The sequence below is a fragment of the Qipengyuania soli genome, from assembly GCF_015529805.1.
Lineage (GTDB): Bacteria > Pseudomonadota > Alphaproteobacteria > Sphingomonadales > Sphingomonadaceae > Qipengyuania > Qipengyuania soli.
This window is the reverse complement of sequence record NZ_CP064654.1, coordinates 2,064,403-2,082,096: the sequence shown is the minus strand read 5'-3', so window position 1 is coordinate 2,082,096 and position 17,694 is coordinate 2,064,403. Positions and strand designations below refer to the sequence as shown.

Below are 17,694 nucleotides of genomic sequence, written 5' to 3'. Positions count from 1 at the left end.
CGCGCTAAGGCCTGTGCAACATATTTCGGGGAGATTGCATGACGGTTGCGAAGGAAAACGGACTGGTCGAGGTGAGGATACCAGCTGGCTGGACCCTGGCAGGTCTCGTCGCTGGCCTGCTTCTCGGAATGCTGTTTCACGGGACACCGGGTTTCGCGCTTCTCGAGACCGTGGCTGCTCCGGTCGGCACGATCTGGCTCAATGCCCTGCAGATGACGATCATTCCGCTGGTTGCTTCGCTGCTGGTGCTGGGCATTTCGCAGATGGCGCGGGCCGCCTCAGCAGGAAGGGTCGCGCGCACAACGATAAGCTACATCCTCGGCATCCTGGCGCTGAGCGCGATATCCACGTGCATCTTTATGCCGCTCCTCCTCGACGCCTTCCCGATACCTTCCGGCGCTGCGGGCTTCCTGATGGCCGACGGAGAAGCGGGGGCGGGCGAGGTGCCCGGAATTGCTGCTTTCATCACCTCGCTGGTGGCCCCGAACGTCATCGCGGCCGCGGCACAGACTACCATGCTGCCGCTGACAATCTTCTTCGCTCTTTTCGCGCTGGCCATCGTGCGCCTTCCGGAGAGTCAGGCGGAAACCCTGCTCGCCTTCTTCCGCGCACTCGGCAATGCGATGCTGGTGATCATCGGATGGGTGCTGGCAGTGGCTCCCGTAGGCGTGTTCGCGCTGGCGATCGGCGTGGCCGCAGTGGGCGGCGGAGGCGCCTTCGTCACTCTCGCGCACTACATCCTCACTGTATCGGCAATGGGAGCGATCGTTCTCGTCGGCGGTTATGTCGTCGCCATGGTTGGCGGCAAGCGCAGGCCGTTCGCTTTCATCAGGGCGATGCTGCCGTCGCAAGCGGTGGCATTGTCGACACAGAGCTCCCTTGCCAGCCTTCCTGCCATGCTCGTCAGTGCCCGTCGCCTCGATGTAAAGGAGGCGACGGCGGATTTCGTGCTCCCACTGTCGGTGGCGATTTTTCGCGCGACAAGTCCGGCCATGAACATGGCTGTCGCGATCTATGTCGCGCATCTCGCTGGCGTTTCGCTCGACCCGGCGACTCTGGCGACCGGTGCCCTTGTCGCACTGATCATCAGCGTGGGATCGGTCAGCCTTCCAGGTTCGATCAGCTTCGTGATCTCGGTCGGCCCGATCGCTCTGGCCATGGGTGTGCCCATCGAACCGCTAGCCTTGCTGGTGGCGGTGGAGATGCTGCCCGACATCATGCGCACGCTGGGGAATGTGACGATGGATGTCGCCGTCACGACTGCCGTTGACCACAGCGGCGACCTGGGCGAAGAGCCCGTGCAACCCTAAGGCGTCCCGCGCATTGGTGTAGGGACAATCGAATTTCGCGCCACCAAGGATTGGAGAAACCCATGGCCTTTACCCTTATCGACCTGCCTTACGACGACACCGCGCTGGAGCCTGCGGTTTCGGCCAAGACGCTGTCGTTCCACCACGGCAAGCATCACAAGGCTTACATCGACAAGACCAACGCCGCGATCGAGGGCACCGATCTTGCCGACAAGTCGCTCGAAGACGTGGTTGCAGCCGCGCGCGGCAGCAACGCCGGCCTGTTCAACAATGCAGCGCAGAGCTGGAACCACGGTTTCTACTGGCACTCGATGGCGGCTGAAGAAACGTCGGCTTCCGACGAGCTCAAGAGCATGATCAACGACGCATTCGGCTCGGTCGACGACCTCAAGAAAAAGCTCGCGGAGCGTGGTGCAGGCCACTTCGCCAGCGGCTGGGTCTGGCTGGCGGTCAAGGACGGAGCGCTGACCATCGAGGAAACGCATGACGGCGACACCCTGGCGGACCAGTCGGGCACCAACCCGCTGCTGGTGATCGACCTGTGGGAACACGCCTATTACCTCGACCACCAGAACGCGCGTCCGGCCTACCTCGATGCGGTCAACGGCAAGCTCAACTGGAGCTTCGCGAGCGAGAATCTCGCCCGCGGCACCACCTGGAAATACCCCGGCTGATACAGCCTCGCATGAATTAGCAAAGGCCCGCCGAGCTCTGTGCCTGGCGGGCCTTTCTTATGCCTCCTGCTCGGTGTCGGTCAGGATCTCGGCGCCGAACAGCGGTTCGCCAAATATGAACCCGACCAGGTTCGGTCGTCCCACGTGGTCGAACAGCGCGGTGAGCATCAGCAGGATGGGCACCGACAGCAGGGCACCAAACACGCCCCAAACCCAGGAAAAGTAAGACAGGGCAATAAGAATGAGGACGGGATTCATTGTGAACCGCGCCCCGAGGATCGACGGGGTAACGATATTCGCCTCGATCGTGTGCAGTCCCAGATAGGCGAGGGCAGGCAGGATGCCCACGAACACGGTCTCTGTCGTCCCGATACCGAAAAGGCCGAGCAGCGTGATCATGATAATCGGCCCGACATAGGGCAGGAAATTGAGCAGTGCGGCCAGCCCGCCCCACATGATCGGCGCGTCGACCCCCATGGACCATGCACCCACCGCGACGATCACGCCGACGCACGCGTTGATCCATCCCACGGTGAGGATGTAGGAGGCGACGCGGTCCTGAACCTCTCGCATCACGCGTGCCGCCTTGATGCTGGTGCCGAAACTGGTGCGGCCGAACAGCAGGCGCTGGCGCAGGCGCACGCGTGCTTCGACCATGAAATAGGTCATAAGCAAGGTCAGTACCGTCTCGAGAACGATACTCGGCGTAGCGAAGGCTACCTCTTCGAGCAGGCTGGGCGAAGCGAGCACGACCTCGCGTCCCTCTTCCCGGCTTACCAGCGCGGCGAGCTGGTCGTTGATCCTTCCGACCCAGGCGAACTGTCGCTGCAATTCGCCGAAACGGTTGATCACCTGCTGCGCCATCGCCGGAATGTCATCGAACAGTGCGATCGCCGGCTGCAGGATCAGCGCCAGGGCAAGGAGGAGGATCGCAAAGAGCACGAGCAGTGAGACCAGCGATGCCAGAGCATTGGGCAGGCCCCAGCCGTTTAGCTTGTCGGCAAGCGGGGACAGAATGACGGTGAGAACAAGCGCGGTGACGACCGGCAGGAACACCACCGAACCGATGGACAAGACGAAGGGCAGCGCCAGGAATAGCCCGATCCCGATCAGCACGACGAGCGACGAAATCAGGCGCAGTTCCTGTTCCGCAAAACCGAGCGTGCGGGTGCGCTCTACGTGCACCGGTTCCTCAGGCGTGGGGTCGACCTCGGCCATGATCCGCTATTTGCCGCGCAGCAGACGTCGTGACAAGCAAAGCGCGAAGGGAGCAGCCATCAGCTGCGAGAGGCAACCCCGTTGCCCGCTGCAACGTCGTCGAGTTCCTCGAGAATCGCCCTGTGCGCGATCTCGTCATCGATCGAACGCCGCGGGATGGAGCCTTCGCTCAGCATGGTCGTCAGTGCCGCGCGTGCACGACCGACCCTGCTCTTGATCGTACCCACCGCGCAGCCGCAGATCGTTGCGGCTTCCTCATACGAAAAACCTCCTGCGCCGACCAGAAGCAGCGCCTCGCGCCTTTCTGGAGGGAGCGTAAGTAATGCGCGATGCATGTCCGACAGGTGGATGGGTTCTTCCTGACCGGCGGGAGCAGTGAGTACCCGCTCGGCGACGGTCTCGTCATACTCGCCGCGGAAGCGGTTGCGGCGCATGTCGGTGAGGTAGGCATTGCGCAGGATGACGAAGGTCCAGGCGCGCATGCTTGTGCCGGGCTGGAAACGGTCCTGAGCAGCCCACGCCTTCAGCAGGGCTTCCTGGACGAGATCGTCCGCCATGTCGGCGCGACCGCATAGGCCGCGCGCGAATGCACGCAGATGAGGGACCACTTCGGTCAACTCGCGTTTGAAATCGGCCTTTTCCGAGGCCGTACGGTTATCGGCCCCCATCAGTCCTTGTCGTCCAGCTTCGAGAGTAGGTCCTTGAAAGCATCGGGCAGCGGCTCGTCGAGAACCGAATCATAGAGCTGGCGAAGGCCATTGCTCCAATCCGGCTTCTCGGCAGGCCGCTTCGGCGGAAGCTTGCCGCCATCCTTTCCGCTCGCACTAGTGCTGTCGGCGCTCATGTCTGTCCAGTTTGGTCCCTGTTTTGGACACCCCGCATCCTGCTCGCCGTTACGGAAGCGGTCAGGCGGGTGGTGTCGCAAGATCCCTCAAGTGTTCGCGTAACGGGCCTTGGGTAAAATGGTTCCCGCAAATCCCACGTGTGGAACGAAATCGCCAATACATCATAGTATATAATCCGAACGACAGGGACCGATAAGGGGCAGGCCGCTGGCTACCGACGACATCCAACGCAAAGGCAACCGACGCCGTTGGCTCGTCGAGTATCCGCGCGCGATACCCGTCATGATCTTCATCATGGTCATGGCGATGACCGTGTTGAGCGTCTTTGCGATCGAAAAGGGGGAGATCGAACGCGACGCGGCGGACATCAACCGGCGTGCGCAGGCAATGACTTCCGCGATCGAACGCCGTGCTTTCACCGGCTCGTCCTACCTTCGTGCGGGCTCGGCACTGTTGACCACGCAGGACGAGGTATCGCCCGAGCTCTTCCGCCGGTTCGTGTCTGAGCTCAGGATGGACGCCGACTACCGGGGTGCGGAGGGTATCGGTTGGGCCCCTGCCATAGGTCCCGGCGAAATCGAGGAATTCGAGGAACAATTGTCGCGGGGTAGGACCTCGCGACTGGTCATGCGCCCGAGTTTCGATGCGCAGCCGCGTGCCGTTATGGTCCCGATTCTGTATCTGCAACCGGATACGCTCAGAAACCGGCGGGCATTGGGCTTCGACATGTATTCCGAGCAGGTAAGACGGGCGGCGATGGACGAGGCAGTCGAGACCGGCCGGCCCACGGCCAGCGGCCCGATCGTGCTAGTCCAGGAAGGTAAGGGGTCGGATGCTGGATTCCTGATCTACATGCCGGTTTTCACCCCTGCCGAGCAGGGGCGCGACCTGAAGGGATTTGTCTACAGTCCCTTCAACGCACGCCAATTCCTGGAATCGGCGGCGGATCTGGTGAGCTACGATGGAGTGGGAGCCCGGATGTACGATATCGGGGACGGTAAGCGTGAGCTTATCGCGGAGCTTCCCGGATGGCGGGAGACCGGCACGACGGTCGAACGAGAAGTCATCCTCGCAAACCGGAAAATGCTCATATCGGTGCAGTCGGCCCGGGACGAAACACTGTCTTCGATGTCCATGATAACCTTGCTGTTCGGGTTGGCGGTTGCCAGCCTGCTCATGCTCGTCGCCCGACTCCTGACGCAGCAGGCGCTTGAAGACGGTCGTTCGATCGACTGGTTTGCCCAGCAAAACTCGATCAGAGACTCATTGACCCGCGAGCTCAACCACCGCGTCAAGAACACGCTGGCAAATGTGCTTTCCATCGTCTCGCTAACCCGCCGTCGCTCGAAGAGTCTCGACGAGTTTGCGGAAGGCATCGACGGACGGATCAGGGCATTGTCGGCAACGCACGATCTGCTCACACAATCGGAATGGGGCACCACGCCGATCAAGTCGGTCGTGGGCGTGGAACTAGCGCCTTATTCGAGCGATGCGGATCACACCATTACCCTCGAGGGTCCGGACGTCGAGCTCGCACCCAATGATGCGCTCTCGCTGGGGCTGGCGATCCACGAGCTTGCCACCAATGCTGCCAAGTATGGTGCACTGAGCGTTCCTGGTGGCAATGTTTCGATCACTTGGAGTTCGGTCAACGACACGCTTGCCCGCATCGAGTGGGTGGAAAGCAATGGCCCCTTGGTGGTTCGTCCCATGCGTCGCGGCTTCGGGACGGAACTTATCGAAAAGATCGTTGCCCACGAACTGCGCCATCCGGTCGAACTGACATTTGCCGAAAGCGGCGTTCGCTGCGTTCTGTTGACTCCCGTGCGCGAACCGAGCGAGTTTGCCCTGCGCCAGAACCGCCCTAGCGGTCGCGGACACTAGGCGACAAAAAAGGGCCCGCCGTCGCCGGCAGGCCCCACCTTGTTTGCTTTTGCTAGATCAACCCAGCGGTCGGCTTGAACCAAAGAAGAGTGCCTGGCTGATCGCTGCCCTTACAGTCTGTTCCTGGAACGGCTTGGTCACGAGGTAGGTCGGTTCCGGACGATCCCCAGTCAGCAGTCGCTCTGGATAGGCCGTAATGAAGATCACGGGTACACTGCTGATCGCGAGGATGTCATCCACGGCATCAAGCCCCGAAGAGCCATCGGCCAGCTGGATATCAGCAAGCACAAGGCCGGGCGTCTTCTCGGCGACAACTTCCTGCGCCTGGGTCCGCGTCGCCGCAGTGCCGCAGACTTCGTGGCCCAGCGAAGAGACAAGGTCTTCCAGCTGCATGGAAATAAGCGGTTCGTCCTCGATAATCAGGACGCTCGTTGCGGACTCGCGATCAATCTCGGTCACGGCCTCCTGCACCAGCCGTTCGATATCGTCGGGGGCCATATCCATGATGTCCGCTGCCTGTTCGACCGAGAAATCCTCGAGCGTGGTCAGCAGCAGGGCCTGCCGGTTAAGCGGTGTAATGGACTTGAGGCGGTCCTGTGCGGCAGTCTCGTGATCGAGTCCGCCAACTGTCTCTGGCACATCGAGATAAGCGCTCGACCAAACCTTGTTGAAGGCGCGGTATAGGGGCACGCGGCCACCTTCGAGCGATTTTTTCAGCTGTTCGTCCGCCAAGGCCGCCTCAAGCGTGGCCCGAACAAAGGCATCCCCTGTTGCCTGCGAACCGGTAAGCGCGCGGGCGTAACGACGGAGATACGGGAGATTTTTGGCTATCTGGTCACCAAGCGACATTCTGACCCCTTCCATTAGGTGCGCGCATTGAACGTATCGCTTGCCGGTTGGTTCCGCAGGATACGATGTGAAAATTGGGCGTTTGACAAATGTTACCATCCGCCCGACGGTCGCGGGGTGAAGAGGGGAGACTTCGCATGCACACGGTGGCCGATCCCGTACCCTGCCGACAATGCCCGTTACAGAACTGCCCAGGCTTACGACCGCTGGATTCGCGGCAGCTCGCCTACATGGAGGAATTCAAGGCGGGAGAGGTCAGGCTGGACCGGTCGGAAGTACTGATCGAGCAGGAAACAGAGTCGAAGCATCTATACACTGTCCTGGACGGCGTTCTGATGCGCTATCGGACACTGGAGGACGGAAGGCGCCAGATCGTCAACTTCATGTTCCCCGGTGATCTGGCAGGGCTTCAGGGCGCGTTCGAGGAGCCTGCAAGCCATACGATCGAGACGCTGCTCGATTCCCGACTCTGTGTGTTCAAGCGCGGCGAATTTGCGACATTGATCGGAGAACACCCGCGACTGGGCTATGACCTCGTGTGGCTGGCCGCGAAGGAAGAACGTGCGCTTGAGGAACACATTGTCGCGCTTGGCCAGCGCAGCGCGCGCGAGCGCCTGACTTATCTGGCCGTCTGGCTCCTGGACCGGGCCTTGGCCACAGGGGTGTCCTCGAACGACAACATACTCCATCTGTCGATCACGCAGAACCAGATTGCCGACATGCTTGGCCTCTCGCTGGTCCACACCAACCGAACCGTGCGGCAATTGGAACGCGAAGGTCTGGTCATCTGGAAGAACCGCGAGATTACGGTCCCCGACATGGACAAGGCATGTGAATTTGCCCAGTTTGACAGGCATCTCGAAAAGCTCAGGCCCTTCATTTAACAGGATAATTCCGGGCTCTCCGTGGCAATCGAAATATTTTTGGCGAAGGTGGGAACCGCCATTCAGGACGAGCATTTATCCTATGTCACCGCCGAGACCCCCCCTCCCGTCCAAGCGGCTGGTGATACGATCCCGAAAGGCCTCCATCGGAATACCGATGGAGGCCTTTTTTCTCGACATGGCGAGGTGCAATTACATCTAGAGTTGGAGCGCCAACGGCATGGAACCGCTGGCGGCATCGGCTAGAGTCTAGGTGGTTTAGCTAAGAGCGCCACGAAGGCGCGAAATTATCCCGCGCCGCTTGGGTTCACGCAACAAGTCCACGAGCGTTATGGCATCGTATGGCTTCACAAGCACACAACCCTGCGCAGCGATGTCGGTCGGGATGTCTTGCGGCATACCGGTCGAAAAAATGATCCGCGGTGCCTGCGGGCCAAGGGTTTGGACAAGTTCTGCGATGGCCCAGCCATCGTCACGATCTGCCAGATGCACATCCAGCACGATCGCGTCGGGTGCCTGGTTGCGCAAGGCTGCAAGCGCTGCATCGGTGGTCGGGCAGATCCGCACATCAGAGACACCTGCGTCTTCAAGCGCCTGTTCGATCGAAAGCCCGAGCACCGCATCGTCCTCTACGATGAGAACGCGTTGCGGTAGGGGATCCGACTTCGATTTCGAGCGTGTCTTGTTCATGGCGTCCAATGACCGAGGAGCGGGTGTCCTCGGCCAGTCCAACGGTTCATCGAGTCAGCCGGTTCCAATCAGCACTGCAATTTTCCGCGCAGTTGCCCCGGCGCCACAGCGCCAAGTCCAAAACTGCCTAGAGCTGCCTGCGATAGATGATGTACTCGCGGTTCACCTTGCTTTCGATGGCATCCGCGATCGCGTTCATTCCCTGATTGTCGTCCAGGATCCAGCCGATCTCGCCGCGGGTCGAACCCAGCCATTCGACGGCATTCTGGCGGATATTCTCGATCATCATGAAGGCAAGTTGGCTCGCGAGGCGCGAATTGTGCAGCTCCTTGAGCACCCCCATCAACGGTACGCGCATGATCGTGCCCGCCGGCTTGCGCATCCACTTGAGAAGCGAAATCCAGCCAAAGGGGAACATCTTGCCGTCAATCTTCTTCAACACGCCGTTGACGTCGGGAAAGGTCAGCATGAAAGCCACCGGCCGGCCATCAACCTCGGCGATCATGTTGAGCCTGCGATGGATCAGCGGTTTCAGCTTCTTCCCCGCGTATGCGATCTCTTCGGGGGTGAAGGGCACGAAACCCCAGTTCGACGACCAGGCATCGTTGAGAATGCCGAGCACGACTGCGACCTCCTCGTCCCAGCGCTTGAGATCGACATGGCGCACGTTGATCCGTGCATTGCGTTCGCCCGACTGGACGATCCGCTGGATCAGCGGCGGGAATCCCTTCTGGATATCGAGATCGTAGGTGAGCAAGGTCTTCGCCGGCTCATAGCCGGCGCCTTCGATCCACCCCTGGTAGTGGGCGGGATGATGTCCCATCATGATCGTCGGCGGGTGGTCCTGGCCTTTGACCAGCAGGCCCGGCTCTTCCCAGATCGACATTGAGATCGGGCCAAGCACATGGGTCATGCCCTGACCGCGGAGCCATTCCTCGGCGGCGGCAAGCAGGGCCTTGGCAACCTCTTCGTCTTCGGCGTCGAAATAGCCGAACATTCCGGTTCCGGGGCCCATGCCTTGTTCGGGAGGCAGTTCAAGCGCCAAGTGATCGATATGGGCCGAGATCCTGCCAACATCCTTCCCGTCGCGTGTGGCGATGAAGAACTGGTGACTGGCGTGCCCGAAGAACGGATTGCGATCGGGGTCGACCAGTTCGAGCTGTTCAGAGCGTAGCTGGGGTACCGAATGCGGTTCACGCGCTGCGAAGGCGCGGCCCAGGTCCACGAAACGCGCACGGTCCTTCTTGCTGCCGATGGGCTCGATACTTATCTCGTTGCCAGCCACGCGGTGCGCCTTTCCTGTTCAGCCTGGGTTAGCCCGTTGTGTGCATAATGATCTTTGTCAAGGAAACACCCGGCGGCGCGGGCCAGGGCGATCACTATGATCGACACCGCGCGCTGTATTCCCGGCCCCGAATGCGTTAGGGCCACCCCCAAGGAAAATTTGCAATGACCGCTCATCCGACGATGCCATCCGACGACTTTGTCGCCCGCCGCGAGGCCGGGGCGAACTGGCACGCGCAGATGCCCGATGACAAGGCGATGCTGCGCGCCGCGCGCGATCTAACCAAGGACATCGAGAACCATCGCGCCGCCGTCTACTGGCCCGACATGATCGGCTCGGCGCTGGTCGGCTATGCTTCGCTTGCCGGGGCGATCCTCGTCGACAGTCCGCCGTTGGCGATCCTGCTCGGCCTGATTTCCTCGCTGACGCTCTACCGTGCGCTGCTGTTCATCCACGAAATCTCGCATTTTCGCGGCAATCCGCTGCCCGGCTTCCGGACCGCGTGGAACCTGATGGTCGGCATTCCCATGCTGATGCCATCTTTCATGTACGAGAACGTGCATACCCTGCACCACAAGCGCACCCAATATGGCACGATCGAGGATCCGGAGTACCTTCCTCTCGCGCTGATGAAGCCATGGAGCCTGCCGCTATTCGTGCTGGTCGCGCTGCTGGCTCCCGTCGCGCTGCTTTTCCGTTGCGCGGTCCTGCTGCCGCTGGGTCTGGTAATTCCGCCGATCCGCCGCCTGACGTGGGAGCGCTTTTCCGCGCTCGCGATCAACCCCGACTTCCGCCGCAAGGCTGCTGACGGCGAATTCCGCGCCTATGTCCTGCGGCTCGAGCTGGCGAGCTTCATCTGGTCGTGGCTGCTCATCGGCAGCGTTTTCCTGTGGGGCTGGCGTCCGCTGTTGGTCACGCTGTCCGTCGTGTCGGTCACTGCGGTCCTCAACCAACTGCGCACACTTGTCGCGCATTTGTGGGAGAACGAGGGCGAGGCGATGACCGTGACGGCGCAGTTTCTTGATTCCGTGAACGTTCCTCCTCCTGGCGCGATTGCGGAGATCTGGGCCCCGGTCGGCCTGCGTTATCACGCTTTGCACCACCTCATGCCGTCAATGCCCTATCACTCGCTGCCCGAGGCGCATCGTCGCCTGGTGAGGGAACTGGGGGCTGGTTCGACTTATGACGGGGCGAACCACAAGGGCATGGGGGTCCTGGTCGCCCGGATCGCGCGGAGCACGATGCGCCCGCGCGGCTGAGCCAAGGAAACGCTCGAACAAAGCAAAAGGGCCGCTCCCGGCGAGATGCGGGAGCGGCCCTGAATTTTTGCGCGGAACGACAGTCCGCGAGCGTCTTAGTCGACGTTGATCTTGGCCTGCACGCCGTCTTCGCTGACGGTCGCATCGACATCCTTGCCATCGACCGTCACGCTGGTGCCATCGGTGGTGTTCACGGTGGCGCTGGTGCCGGGATCTGCGACGACGGTTTCGGTCGCGGTCGGAGTGATCACAGTGGTGTCACCGGCCTCGGTGGTCGCTGCGGTATCGTCGGTCGCGGGCGCATCGGCGCTGTCGCACGCCGCAAGGCTCAGTGCGGCGGCGAGGGCGGGTAGAGCGAACTTCTTCATGCCATGTCTCCTTTGTGGCAACATTGTGGCATCAATGCTCAATGGCTGGCGAGGGTTCCCGCTCAGGTGAGGAATTTGATCATTGCGCAACGGACGTGTGCAGGCATGCCAGCGGAGATCTTGCGATAGAGATCTTCCTTCAATCGGGGATGCGCGGCGAGATCCTCCACAACTTCGAACCCCCGTCGGCCATAGAACGGGCGGTTCCAAGGCACCTCGCAGAAAGTCTCGAGAGTGACCGCCTGGAATCCCGAAGCTCTCGCATCGATACACAATGCCGACAGGAGCAAGGCACCGGCGCCTTGGCCTTGCCAGTCGCATCCGACGCTGAGCTCTTCAAGGTGCAGTTCGCGACTGAATGGCACTGCGGCTGCCAGGCCGATGATCCGCCCATCGAGTTCCGCGACGAGCGAGCGTCCCTTGCGGATGATGCTTTCGAACTGCTGCGGCGTCCGCGCCGCGCCGATGACCAAGTCATCGAATTCCTCGTACTGTTCGAAGAGATGTGCAGCGCTGGCCTCGATCTCCGACATGGCAGCGCCATCCCCGGGACGCGCGAGCCGGATACGCCAGTCGATCACTCTTCGGTCCGGATGAGCACCGTCTCGCCGATCAGGATGAAGAGCAGGACTGGTGCCCATGCGGCAAGGAAGGGCGGATAGCCGCCGAAGCTTCCCATTGCCAAGGCTGCGTTATCGACCACGAAGAAGGCAAACCCCATGGCCATGCCTATGATAGCGCGCAAGAACAGCTGGCCCGATCGGGCGAGACCGAAAGCCGCCACAGCACCGAGCAGGGGCATAAGGAAGGCAGAAAGGGGCCCCGAAATCTTGTGCCACCACTTGGCCTTGAGCTCATCGGTCCGGCGGCCGGCCTTGTCGTAAGCTTCGATTGAACTTGATAGCGTCCAGAAAGGCTGGGTCTCCGGATCCACCTTGGCCAGTTCGATTTGGCTGGGCGTCACGCCTTCGGCCACAGTCACGGGGCCTGGCTTGTCGGTCACGGCGTTCTGGATGCGAAAGCGCGTGGGGTCTTCCAGCGTCCAGCCCGGTCCGGCAAATGTCGCAGTGGGCGCGACCAATTGCTCGATAATCGTACCGTCGGAATTGCGACGATAGAAGGTGACGTTACGCATCGATGTTGTGTCACCAGAACCGGTGATCGCTGCGGCCGTCAGGACATTGGCGCCGTCGGTCAGGTAGATGTTCGACTTCGCGCCCGATTCCGGGACTTCGGCACCGTAGTCGATGGCTTGCCATGCCTTGAGCGAAGCCGTTGAGCGGGTGACGACGCGCTCGTTGAATCCGAAGCTGGCAAGCGAAACGAGGCCTGCTGTCAGCAACAGGGGGGCAAGGACCTGATGTGCCGAAAGGCCCGCAGCCTTCATTGCGATGACCTCGCTGTTCTGGTTTAGCGTGACGAGAGTAATGAGGGTCGCCAGCAACACGCTGTAAGGCAGGAAGCTCTGAATCAGCTGGGGTATGCGATACCCGACATAAGTCAGCAGTTCGCCTTGGCCATTGCCCGGGACTGCAAGGATTTTCCCGCTGTTCGAGAGCAGGTCGAGCATCATCAGCACCAGCACCAGCATGACCAGCATCGCGAGAATGCGGAAGATGAACAGCTTCGCGAGATAGAGCGTGAGCGTGCGCGAGGGGAAGAAGTCGAGCTGCATACTGTCCTATTCCGCAGGCGCCACGCGCAGGGAAGCCCGATTGCGCCTGCTGAACAGCTTTGAAACGCGCTTTGAAAGTTTGGCGAACCACACCTCGAGGGCACCGATTGCCTGTCCGCCCGGCACGTATGCGACCCGCCAGTACATCCAGATGATGAGCGCCGAAAACAGCGCGAAAGGCCCCCAAAGCGCAAGAACGGGATCAACGCGGCCAAGTGCCGCGATGTCTTCCCCATACTGGTTCACCTTGTGATAGGCGACCACCATGATGATCGACAGGAAGACGCCGAGCGCACTGGTCGATCGCTTCGGCGGGATGCCCAACGCCACAGCCAGCAGCGGCAGCAGGGCCATCATGACGACCTCGACGAGGCGGAAATTGAAGCTCGCCTGACTGGCGTCACGCTTGGTTGCGGTCTCGTCCTTGCTCCAGCCGATGCGCAGGAGCTCGGGCAGGATGTATTCGCGCTCGGCATCGCCGCGGGCGCGGAATTTTTCGATCGCCGGAAGGTCGATTGGCAGGTCGTGGCGGGTAAAGGTCAGGACGCGGGGAGTTTGCCCCCCGGTATCCTGCACGATGGTTCCCTGCGTCAGGCGCAGGATGATGGTGTCGGGATTGTCCTTGGTGGCGAGGAACGCGCCCTCCTTGGCCGATATCGACAGGACCTGTCCCTTGGAATTGGCCACACGGGCGAAGATGCCCTTCAGCTTGCGACCCTCATCCTCGCTTTCTTCGATCCGCAAGGCCATGCGATCGGCAAGGGTGGTGAATTCGCCAACCTTGATCGATGCGCCGAGCGCGCCCGAGCGCAGTTCGTAATCTAGTTGCTCGTAATAGTACCGGCTGATCGGCTGGACGTAGAATACCAGCGCGACGTTCACCGCCATGACCATCGCAGTGATGATGTAAGGCACGCGCAGCAGGCGACCGTAGCTTAGTCCCACCGCGCGGAAGACGTCGAGTTCGCTGGTCGTGGCAAGCTTCCGAAACGCGAGAAGGATGCCCAGCATCAGCCCGAGCGGAATGGCAAGGCTGGCGTATTCGGGCACCAACGCCGCAAGCATCTTGAACACGACGCCAACCGGTCCACCCTCGACCGCGACGAAATCCATCAGACGGCCCATCTTCTCGAGCAGGAGGAGCGAGGCCGCAATCGCGAACACGCCGAGCATCGGCACGACTACGAGCCGGAAAATGTAGCGGTCTATGCTGGGCATGAATTTGAACAAGGTGCCGCCGGTCGTTTGCTTCAGACGCGGCCCCTAGCGCGAATTGCCGGGGAGGTCATGCCCCTTGTCGAATTGCGCTGCGATCAGGCCTTTTCGAGGGTGCATTGCAGCGGATGCTGGTTCTGCCGGGCGAAGTCCATGACCTGGTTAACCTTGGTCTCGGCGACTTCGTAGGGAAAGATGCCGCAGACGCCGACACCCTTCTGGTGGACGTGCAGCATGACCCGCGTCGCTTCTTCCATGTCCATGCGGAAGAAGCGCTTCAACACGATCACCACGAATTCCATCGGGGTGTAATCGTCGTTGAGCAAGAGCACCTTGTACTGGCTGGGTTTCTTGGGCTTCGCACGGGTCTTGGTAGCAATGCCGACCTGCCCCTCGCCATCGCGCGAAACATCGTCACCGGCGGCGTGCGGGGTCAGGAGGGGCAGTTCATAGGTCATTGCACGGCCATTATCGTATCGCTTCGCCAAATCGCAAGCGGTGTGCAGTACCCTAAAGCGTGTCCGGGTTAAGAAAGCTCTGATCTGCGACAAGCAAGGCACGCAAAAGGAAACGGGCCGGACGACGCGAACGTCATCCGACCCGTCCTGTCCAATCGCCGGGTCAAGGGAGAGAGAGGAGAGAGCCCGGCGGATTGAAGTCCTTTTCGCTTAGGCGGCCTTCGAGAACTTCTCGGCGGCCAGGCTGAAGCGGGTCGAGAGCGGAGCGAAAGCTTCGTTCGCGAGCTTCAGCATGGCTTCGGTGTTCTTCGAAGCGCCGGCAACGGCTGCGTCGAAGTTGCGACGGGCGATTTCGCCCTGAAGCTGGAACAGCTCGGTCGGCGACTTCACGGCAGCCATCTTCTTGACGTCGGCCTGGACGGTTTCAACGGCGCCCTTGGCTTCTTCGACATAGGTGCGGCCCATGTCCTGCATGCCAGCGGCGAGGATCTTGCCCGAAGCGACGAGAGCTTCAAAGTTGCCCTTCTGGAATTCAGCGGCTTCCTTGGTCAGCTCGGCACCCTTGTCGTAAGCGGCCTTGGCGCGGGTCTGCACGTCGGCAGCCAGTTCCTTCGCCTTGGCGGTGTAGTCGGTGGTCTTTGCGGTCTTGGCAGTGGCCATGATGGTTTCCTTCATCTTGGAAATGGGGCTGTTCTTGGTGGGGGTCGCCTTCTTGGGGGCAGCCTTGGTCTTCTTCACGAGAGCCGGCGCCTTCTTGGCGGCGACCTTCTTCACCGGAGCCTTCTTGGCGACGGCCTTCTTGGCCACTGCCTTCTTCTTCGGTGCACTCTTCTTGGCAGCGGGGGCCGGAGCCGGAGCGGCGACCGCTTCGGCAACCTTCTCGACCTTCGCCGGAGCGGGCTTGTCAGCTTCGACCGCCTTGGCGACGGTCTTCGCGCTCACTTCGGTCTTCACCGCTTCAGCGGTCTTTTTTTCCGCGGCTTCGGCGAATGCCTTCTCGGCAGCGGCATCGATCTTGCTCTGGCTGTCAGCCATGGGAACCTCGCTTTTGTTGCACTGCACAAAATAGGCATTGCAAGTGCGAAGTCAAGGAATTTTTGTGCAGTGCACAATAATCCGCAAAGGAAAATCATATCAGTGCTTTACCGAGCTGCGACGTATCGTCCCGGCGCATCTTCGATGACCCTATCGCCCTTGCCGCCGGGCACGCGCGCGCCCTTGGCGGGAACCATCTTGTCCCCGTGCGAGCGCATCCATTCGATCCAGTCAGGCCACCAGCTGCCGGGATGTTCGACTGCGCCTTCCCGGAATTCGGCAAGACTGCGGGGGCTGCCGTCGTTGAGCCAGTACTGGTACTTATTCGCATCGGGCGGATTGACCACGCCGGCGATGTGGCCTGAACCGGCGAGCACGAACTTGATCGGCCCCTTGAAGTGCTCGGTGATCTTCCACACGCTTTCTGCCGGGGCGATGTGGTCTTCCTTGCCCGCCTGCACATAGGTGGGAGTCTCGACCCTGCCGAGATCGATTGGCGTGTTGTCGACGCTGAGCGCGTCGGCATCGACCAGGCGGTTGTCGCGGTAGAGGTCGCGGAGGTACTGCTGGTGCCACTTGGCGGGGAGGTTGGTGACGTCGCCGTTCCAATGCAGCAGGTCGAAGGCCGGATAGTCCTCGCCAAGCAGGTAGTTGTTGACCACGTAGTTCCAGATCAGGTCGGTCCCGCGGAGCATGTTGAAGGTCGCGGCCATGAACCGCCCGTCGAGATAGCCGTCAGCCGAAAGCGCCTTGATGGCGCCGAGGCTCGGGTCCTCGACCAGATTGAGAAGCTCGCCCGCCTTCTCGAAATCGACCTGTGCGGTGAAGAATGTCGCACTTGCGACTTTGTCCTGCTGGCCGCGGCGATGGAGGACGGACAGCGTTGCAGCAAGCGTGGTTCCTGCGACGCAATAGCCGATCGCGTGGACGCTCTCGACGCCAAGCCGTTCGCGGATGTGATCGATGGCGTCCATCTGCGCGCGGACATAATCGTCCCAGATCACGTCCTTCATGCTTGCATCTGCCGACTTCCAGCTGACCATAAAGACGGTCAGCCCCTGCTCGACCGCCCATTTCACGAAGCTCTTTTTGGGGTTGAGGTCGAGAATGTAGAAGCGGTTGATCCATGGCGGGAAAATCACCAGCGGCGTTTCCATTACCTCGTCAGTAGAGGGCGAATACTGGATCAGCTGGTAAAGGAGCGTCTCGTGCACGACCTTGCCCGGGGTAACCGCGATATTTTCACCCAGCTTGAAGGCACTCGCATCGGTGTGGCTCAGCTGGCCACGACGCAGGTCGGCCAGCAGGTGCTGCATGCCCTTGACCAGGTTCTCGCCCTTGGTCTCCAGCGTCTTTTCCATCACCACCGGGTTGAGCAGAGGGAAGTTTGCCGGGCTGGCAGCCTCGGTGATCGTGCGTGTGGTAAAGCGCAGCTGCTCGCGCTTGTCTTCGGGCAGGCCTTCCATAGTGTCGATCATCTCTGCCACGCGCTGCGCGAGGAAGAGATAGGTCTGGTGGATCAGTGCAAAAGCCGGGTGCGAGCGCCAGCGCGGATCCGAGAAGCGGCGATCCTTGATCGGCATCTCGGGTTCACCCTCGGTCTTCGGTTCGCCGCCGAGACCGTATTGGCCGAGCACCTGCTGCCAAAGCGCCATGCCTTCCTGCATCAGCTTCTGTTGCTGCGTGGGGTCGGCGATCGGCATCTGCCGGAACCAGTCCTGCGCCATGGTCATCCACCGGGTGGGGTTGAAGTACGGAGCGAGTTCCTGCGGACTCGCGAGTTGTTCCGACTGGTACTGCATCCACATCTGCTGCAGCCGTGTTCCGACATTGGCCCACTGCTGCGCGTCTTCCGGCGACATCGCGAACTGTTCAGCACCCTCCTTGAGCGGGGCCATCAGTGCCTGTGCGAATTTGGCGGGCGCCTCGAACATGTTGGTGAAGGGATCGGGGCCGTCGTCGGTCATCTTCGTTCCTCGTTCGGGCAAGCGCGGGTTTCTTCCGCGATAGGTTATTCCGCAGGCAGTTGCACCCTGCTCGATTGC

At 61.1% G+C, this 17,694-nt stretch carries 18 protein-coding genes; 5 read left to right on the top strand and 13 right to left on the bottom strand.

Features of this window, described 5'->3' with window-relative positions; genetic code table 11:
- Positions 1 to 38: 38 nt before the first annotated feature.
- Positions 39 to 1,310, top strand: a complete 1,272-nt coding sequence (locus tag IRL76_RS10365) for a dicarboxylate/amino acid:cation symporter (RefSeq protein WP_200981269.1) — start codon at positions 39 to 41, stop codon at positions 1,308 to 1,310.
- A gap of 62 nt (positions 1,311 to 1,372) precedes the next feature.
- Complete coding sequence (locus IRL76_RS10360) at positions 1,373 to 1,984, top strand: superoxide dismutase (RefSeq protein ID WP_200981268.1); 612 nt, start codon at positions 1,373 to 1,375, stop codon at positions 1,982 to 1,984.
- 57 nt (positions 1,985 to 2,041) lie between these two features.
- On the opposite strand, the gene IRL76_RS10355 is transcribed toward IRL76_RS10360, so the two are convergent.
- From IRL76_RS10355 to IRL76_RS10345, 3 genes are read right to left on the bottom strand one after another with little or no spacing between them, the layout of a single operon-like run.
- Positions 2,042 to 3,202 carry an AI-2E family transporter gene (locus tag IRL76_RS10355; RefSeq protein ID WP_200981267.1) on the bottom strand — a complete coding sequence of 387 codons (1,161 nt, stop codon included), beginning with the start codon at positions 3,200 to 3,202 and terminating at the stop codon, positions 2,042 to 2,044.
- A gap of 59 nt (positions 3,203 to 3,261) precedes the next feature.
- On the bottom strand, positions 3,262 to 3,870 hold the full coding sequence (locus tag IRL76_RS10350) for a sigma-70 family RNA polymerase sigma factor (protein WP_200981266.1): 609 nt from the start codon (positions 3,868 to 3,870) through the stop codon (positions 3,262 to 3,264).
- Positions 3,870 to 4,046, bottom strand: a complete 177-nt coding sequence (locus tag IRL76_RS10345) for a NepR family anti-sigma factor (protein WP_200981265.1) — start codon at positions 4,044 to 4,046, stop codon at positions 3,870 to 3,872. The genes IRL76_RS10350 and IRL76_RS10345 overlap by 1 nt, the downstream gene beginning before the upstream one ends.
- 283 nt (positions 4,047 to 4,329) lie before the next feature.
- Between IRL76_RS10345 and IRL76_RS10340 the strand changes: the two genes are divergently transcribed.
- Positions 4,330 to 5,931 (top strand): CHASE domain-containing protein, encoded by a 1,602-nt coding sequence (locus tag IRL76_RS10340; RefSeq protein WP_200981264.1) that lies wholly within the window; start codon positions 4,330 to 4,332, stop codon positions 5,929 to 5,931.
- 57 nt (positions 5,932 to 5,988) lie between these two features.
- On the opposite strand, the gene IRL76_RS10335 is transcribed toward IRL76_RS10340, so the two are convergent.
- Complete coding sequence (locus tag IRL76_RS10335; RefSeq protein WP_200981263.1) at positions 5,989 to 6,780, bottom strand: response regulator; 792 nt, start codon at positions 6,778 to 6,780, stop codon at positions 5,989 to 5,991.
- A 137-nt stretch (positions 6,781 to 6,917) separates the two neighbouring features.
- Here IRL76_RS10335 and IRL76_RS10330 point away from each other — a divergent pair, with 137 nt between their 5' ends.
- Positions 6,918 to 7,664, top strand: a complete 747-nt coding sequence (locus IRL76_RS10330) for a Crp/Fnr family transcriptional regulator (RefSeq protein WP_200981262.1) — start codon at positions 6,918 to 6,920, stop codon at positions 7,662 to 7,664.
- Positions 7,665 to 7,922: 258 nt separating this feature from the next.
- On the opposite strand, the gene IRL76_RS10325 is transcribed toward IRL76_RS10330, so the two are convergent.
- Together IRL76_RS10325 and IRL76_RS10320 are read right to left on the bottom strand one after the other, a co-directional pair.
- Positions 7,923 to 8,354, bottom strand: coding sequence for a response regulator (locus tag IRL76_RS10325; RefSeq protein ID WP_200981261.1), 432 nt, complete (start codon positions 8,352 to 8,354; stop codon positions 7,923 to 7,925).
- Positions 8,355 to 8,481: 127 nt separating this feature from the next.
- The gene (locus tag IRL76_RS10320; protein WP_200981260.1) at positions 8,482 to 9,639 is read right to left on the bottom strand and encodes an N-acetyltransferase; all 1,158 of its coding nucleotides are present in this window, start codon (positions 9,637 to 9,639) and stop codon (positions 8,482 to 8,484) included.
- A 164-nt stretch (positions 9,640 to 9,803) separates the two neighbouring features.
- Between IRL76_RS10320 and IRL76_RS10315 the strand changes: the two genes are divergently transcribed.
- Entirely contained in the window at positions 9,804 to 10,898 is a 1,095-nt protein-coding gene (locus IRL76_RS10315; RefSeq protein WP_200981259.1) for a fatty acid desaturase family protein, read from the top strand.
- A 95-nt stretch (positions 10,899 to 10,993) separates the two neighbouring features.
- Here IRL76_RS10315 and IRL76_RS10310 read toward each other — a convergent pair whose 3' ends face one another.
- From IRL76_RS10310 to IRL76_RS10280, 7 genes are all read right to left on the bottom strand, one after another.
- Positions 10,994 to 11,266 (bottom strand): hypothetical protein, encoded by a 273-nt coding sequence (locus IRL76_RS10310; protein WP_200981258.1) that lies wholly within the window; start codon positions 11,264 to 11,266, stop codon positions 10,994 to 10,996.
- Positions 11,267 to 11,328: 62 nt separating this feature from the next.
- Positions 11,329 to 11,847, bottom strand: a complete 519-nt coding sequence (locus tag IRL76_RS10305; protein ID WP_246449682.1) for a GNAT family N-acetyltransferase — start codon at positions 11,845 to 11,847, stop codon at positions 11,329 to 11,331.
- Entirely contained in the window at positions 11,844 to 12,941 is a 1,098-nt protein-coding gene (lptG, locus tag IRL76_RS10300) for an LPS export ABC transporter permease LptG (protein ID WP_200981256.1), read from the bottom strand. The genes IRL76_RS10305 and lptG overlap by 4 nt, the downstream gene beginning before the upstream one ends.
- A gap of 6 nt (positions 12,942 to 12,947) precedes the next feature.
- Complete coding sequence (locus IRL76_RS10295; protein WP_200981255.1) at positions 12,948 to 14,159, bottom strand: LptF/LptG family permease; 1,212 nt, start codon at positions 14,157 to 14,159, stop codon at positions 12,948 to 12,950.
- A 95-nt stretch (positions 14,160 to 14,254) separates the two neighbouring features.
- Entirely contained in the window at positions 14,255 to 14,614 is a 360-nt protein-coding gene (gene clpS / locus IRL76_RS10290; protein WP_200981254.1) for an ATP-dependent Clp protease adapter ClpS, read from the bottom strand.
- 210 nt (positions 14,615 to 14,824) lie between these two features.
- A complete protein-coding gene (locus IRL76_RS10285; protein ID WP_200981253.1) occupies positions 14,825 to 15,649 on the bottom strand; it encodes a phasin family protein in 825 nt (274 codons plus the stop codon).
- A 107-nt stretch (positions 15,650 to 15,756) separates the two neighbouring features.
- Positions 15,757 to 17,616 carry a PHA/PHB synthase family protein gene (locus IRL76_RS10280; protein ID WP_200981252.1) on the bottom strand — a complete coding sequence of 620 codons (1,860 nt, stop codon included), beginning with the start codon at positions 17,614 to 17,616 and terminating at the stop codon, positions 15,757 to 15,759.
- Between the last annotated feature and the right edge of the window lie 78 nt (positions 17,617 to 17,694).

Coding starts and splice junctions, on each gene's coding strand:
- IRL76_RS10365 (WP_200981269.1), top strand. CDS start 39: ATGACGGTTGCGAAGGAAAACGGACTGGTCGAGGTGAGGATACCAGCT.
- IRL76_RS10360 (WP_200981268.1), top strand. CDS start 1,373: ATGGCCTTTACCCTTATCGACCTGCCTTACGACGACACCGCGCTGGAG.
- IRL76_RS10355 (WP_200981267.1), bottom strand. CDS start 3,202: ATGGCCGAGGTCGACCCCACGCCTGAGGAACCGGTGCACGTAGAGCGC.
- IRL76_RS10350 (WP_200981266.1), bottom strand. CDS start 3,870: ATGGGGGCCGATAACCGTACGGCCTCGGAAAAGGCCGATTTCAAACGC.
- IRL76_RS10345 (WP_200981265.1), bottom strand. CDS start 4,046: ATGAGCGCCGACAGCACTAGTGCGAGCGGAAAGGATGGCGGCAAGCTT.
- IRL76_RS10340 (WP_200981264.1), top strand. CDS start 4,330: ATGATCTTCATCATGGTCATGGCGATGACCGTGTTGAGCGTCTTTGCG.
- IRL76_RS10335 (WP_200981263.1), bottom strand. CDS start 6,780: ATGTCGCTTGGTGACCAGATAGCCAAAAATCTCCCGTATCTCCGTCGT.
- IRL76_RS10330 (WP_200981262.1), top strand. CDS start 6,918: ATGCACACGGTGGCCGATCCCGTACCCTGCCGACAATGCCCGTTACAG.
- IRL76_RS10325 (WP_200981261.1), bottom strand. CDS start 8,354: ATGAACAAGACACGCTCGAAATCGAAGTCGGATCCCCTACCGCAACGC.
- IRL76_RS10315 (WP_200981259.1), top strand. CDS start 9,804: ATGACCGCTCATCCGACGATGCCATCCGACGACTTTGTCGCCCGCCGC.
- IRL76_RS10310 (WP_200981258.1), bottom strand. CDS start 11,266: ATGAAGAAGTTCGCTCTACCCGCCCTCGCCGCCGCACTGAGCCTTGCG.
- lptG (WP_200981256.1), bottom strand. CDS start 12,941: ATGCAGCTCGACTTCTTCCCCTCGCGCACGCTCACGCTCTATCTCGCG.
- IRL76_RS10295 (WP_200981255.1), bottom strand. CDS start 14,159: ATGCCCAGCATAGACCGCTACATTTTCCGGCTCGTAGTCGTGCCGATG.
- clpS (WP_200981254.1), bottom strand. CDS start 14,614: ATGACCTATGAACTGCCCCTCCTGACCCCGCACGCCGCCGGTGACGAT.
- IRL76_RS10285 (WP_200981253.1), bottom strand. CDS start 15,649: ATGGCTGACAGCCAGAGCAAGATCGATGCCGCTGCCGAGAAGGCATTC.
- IRL76_RS10280 (WP_200981252.1), bottom strand. CDS start 17,616: ATGACCGACGACGGCCCCGATCCCTTCACCAACATGTTCGAGGCGCCC.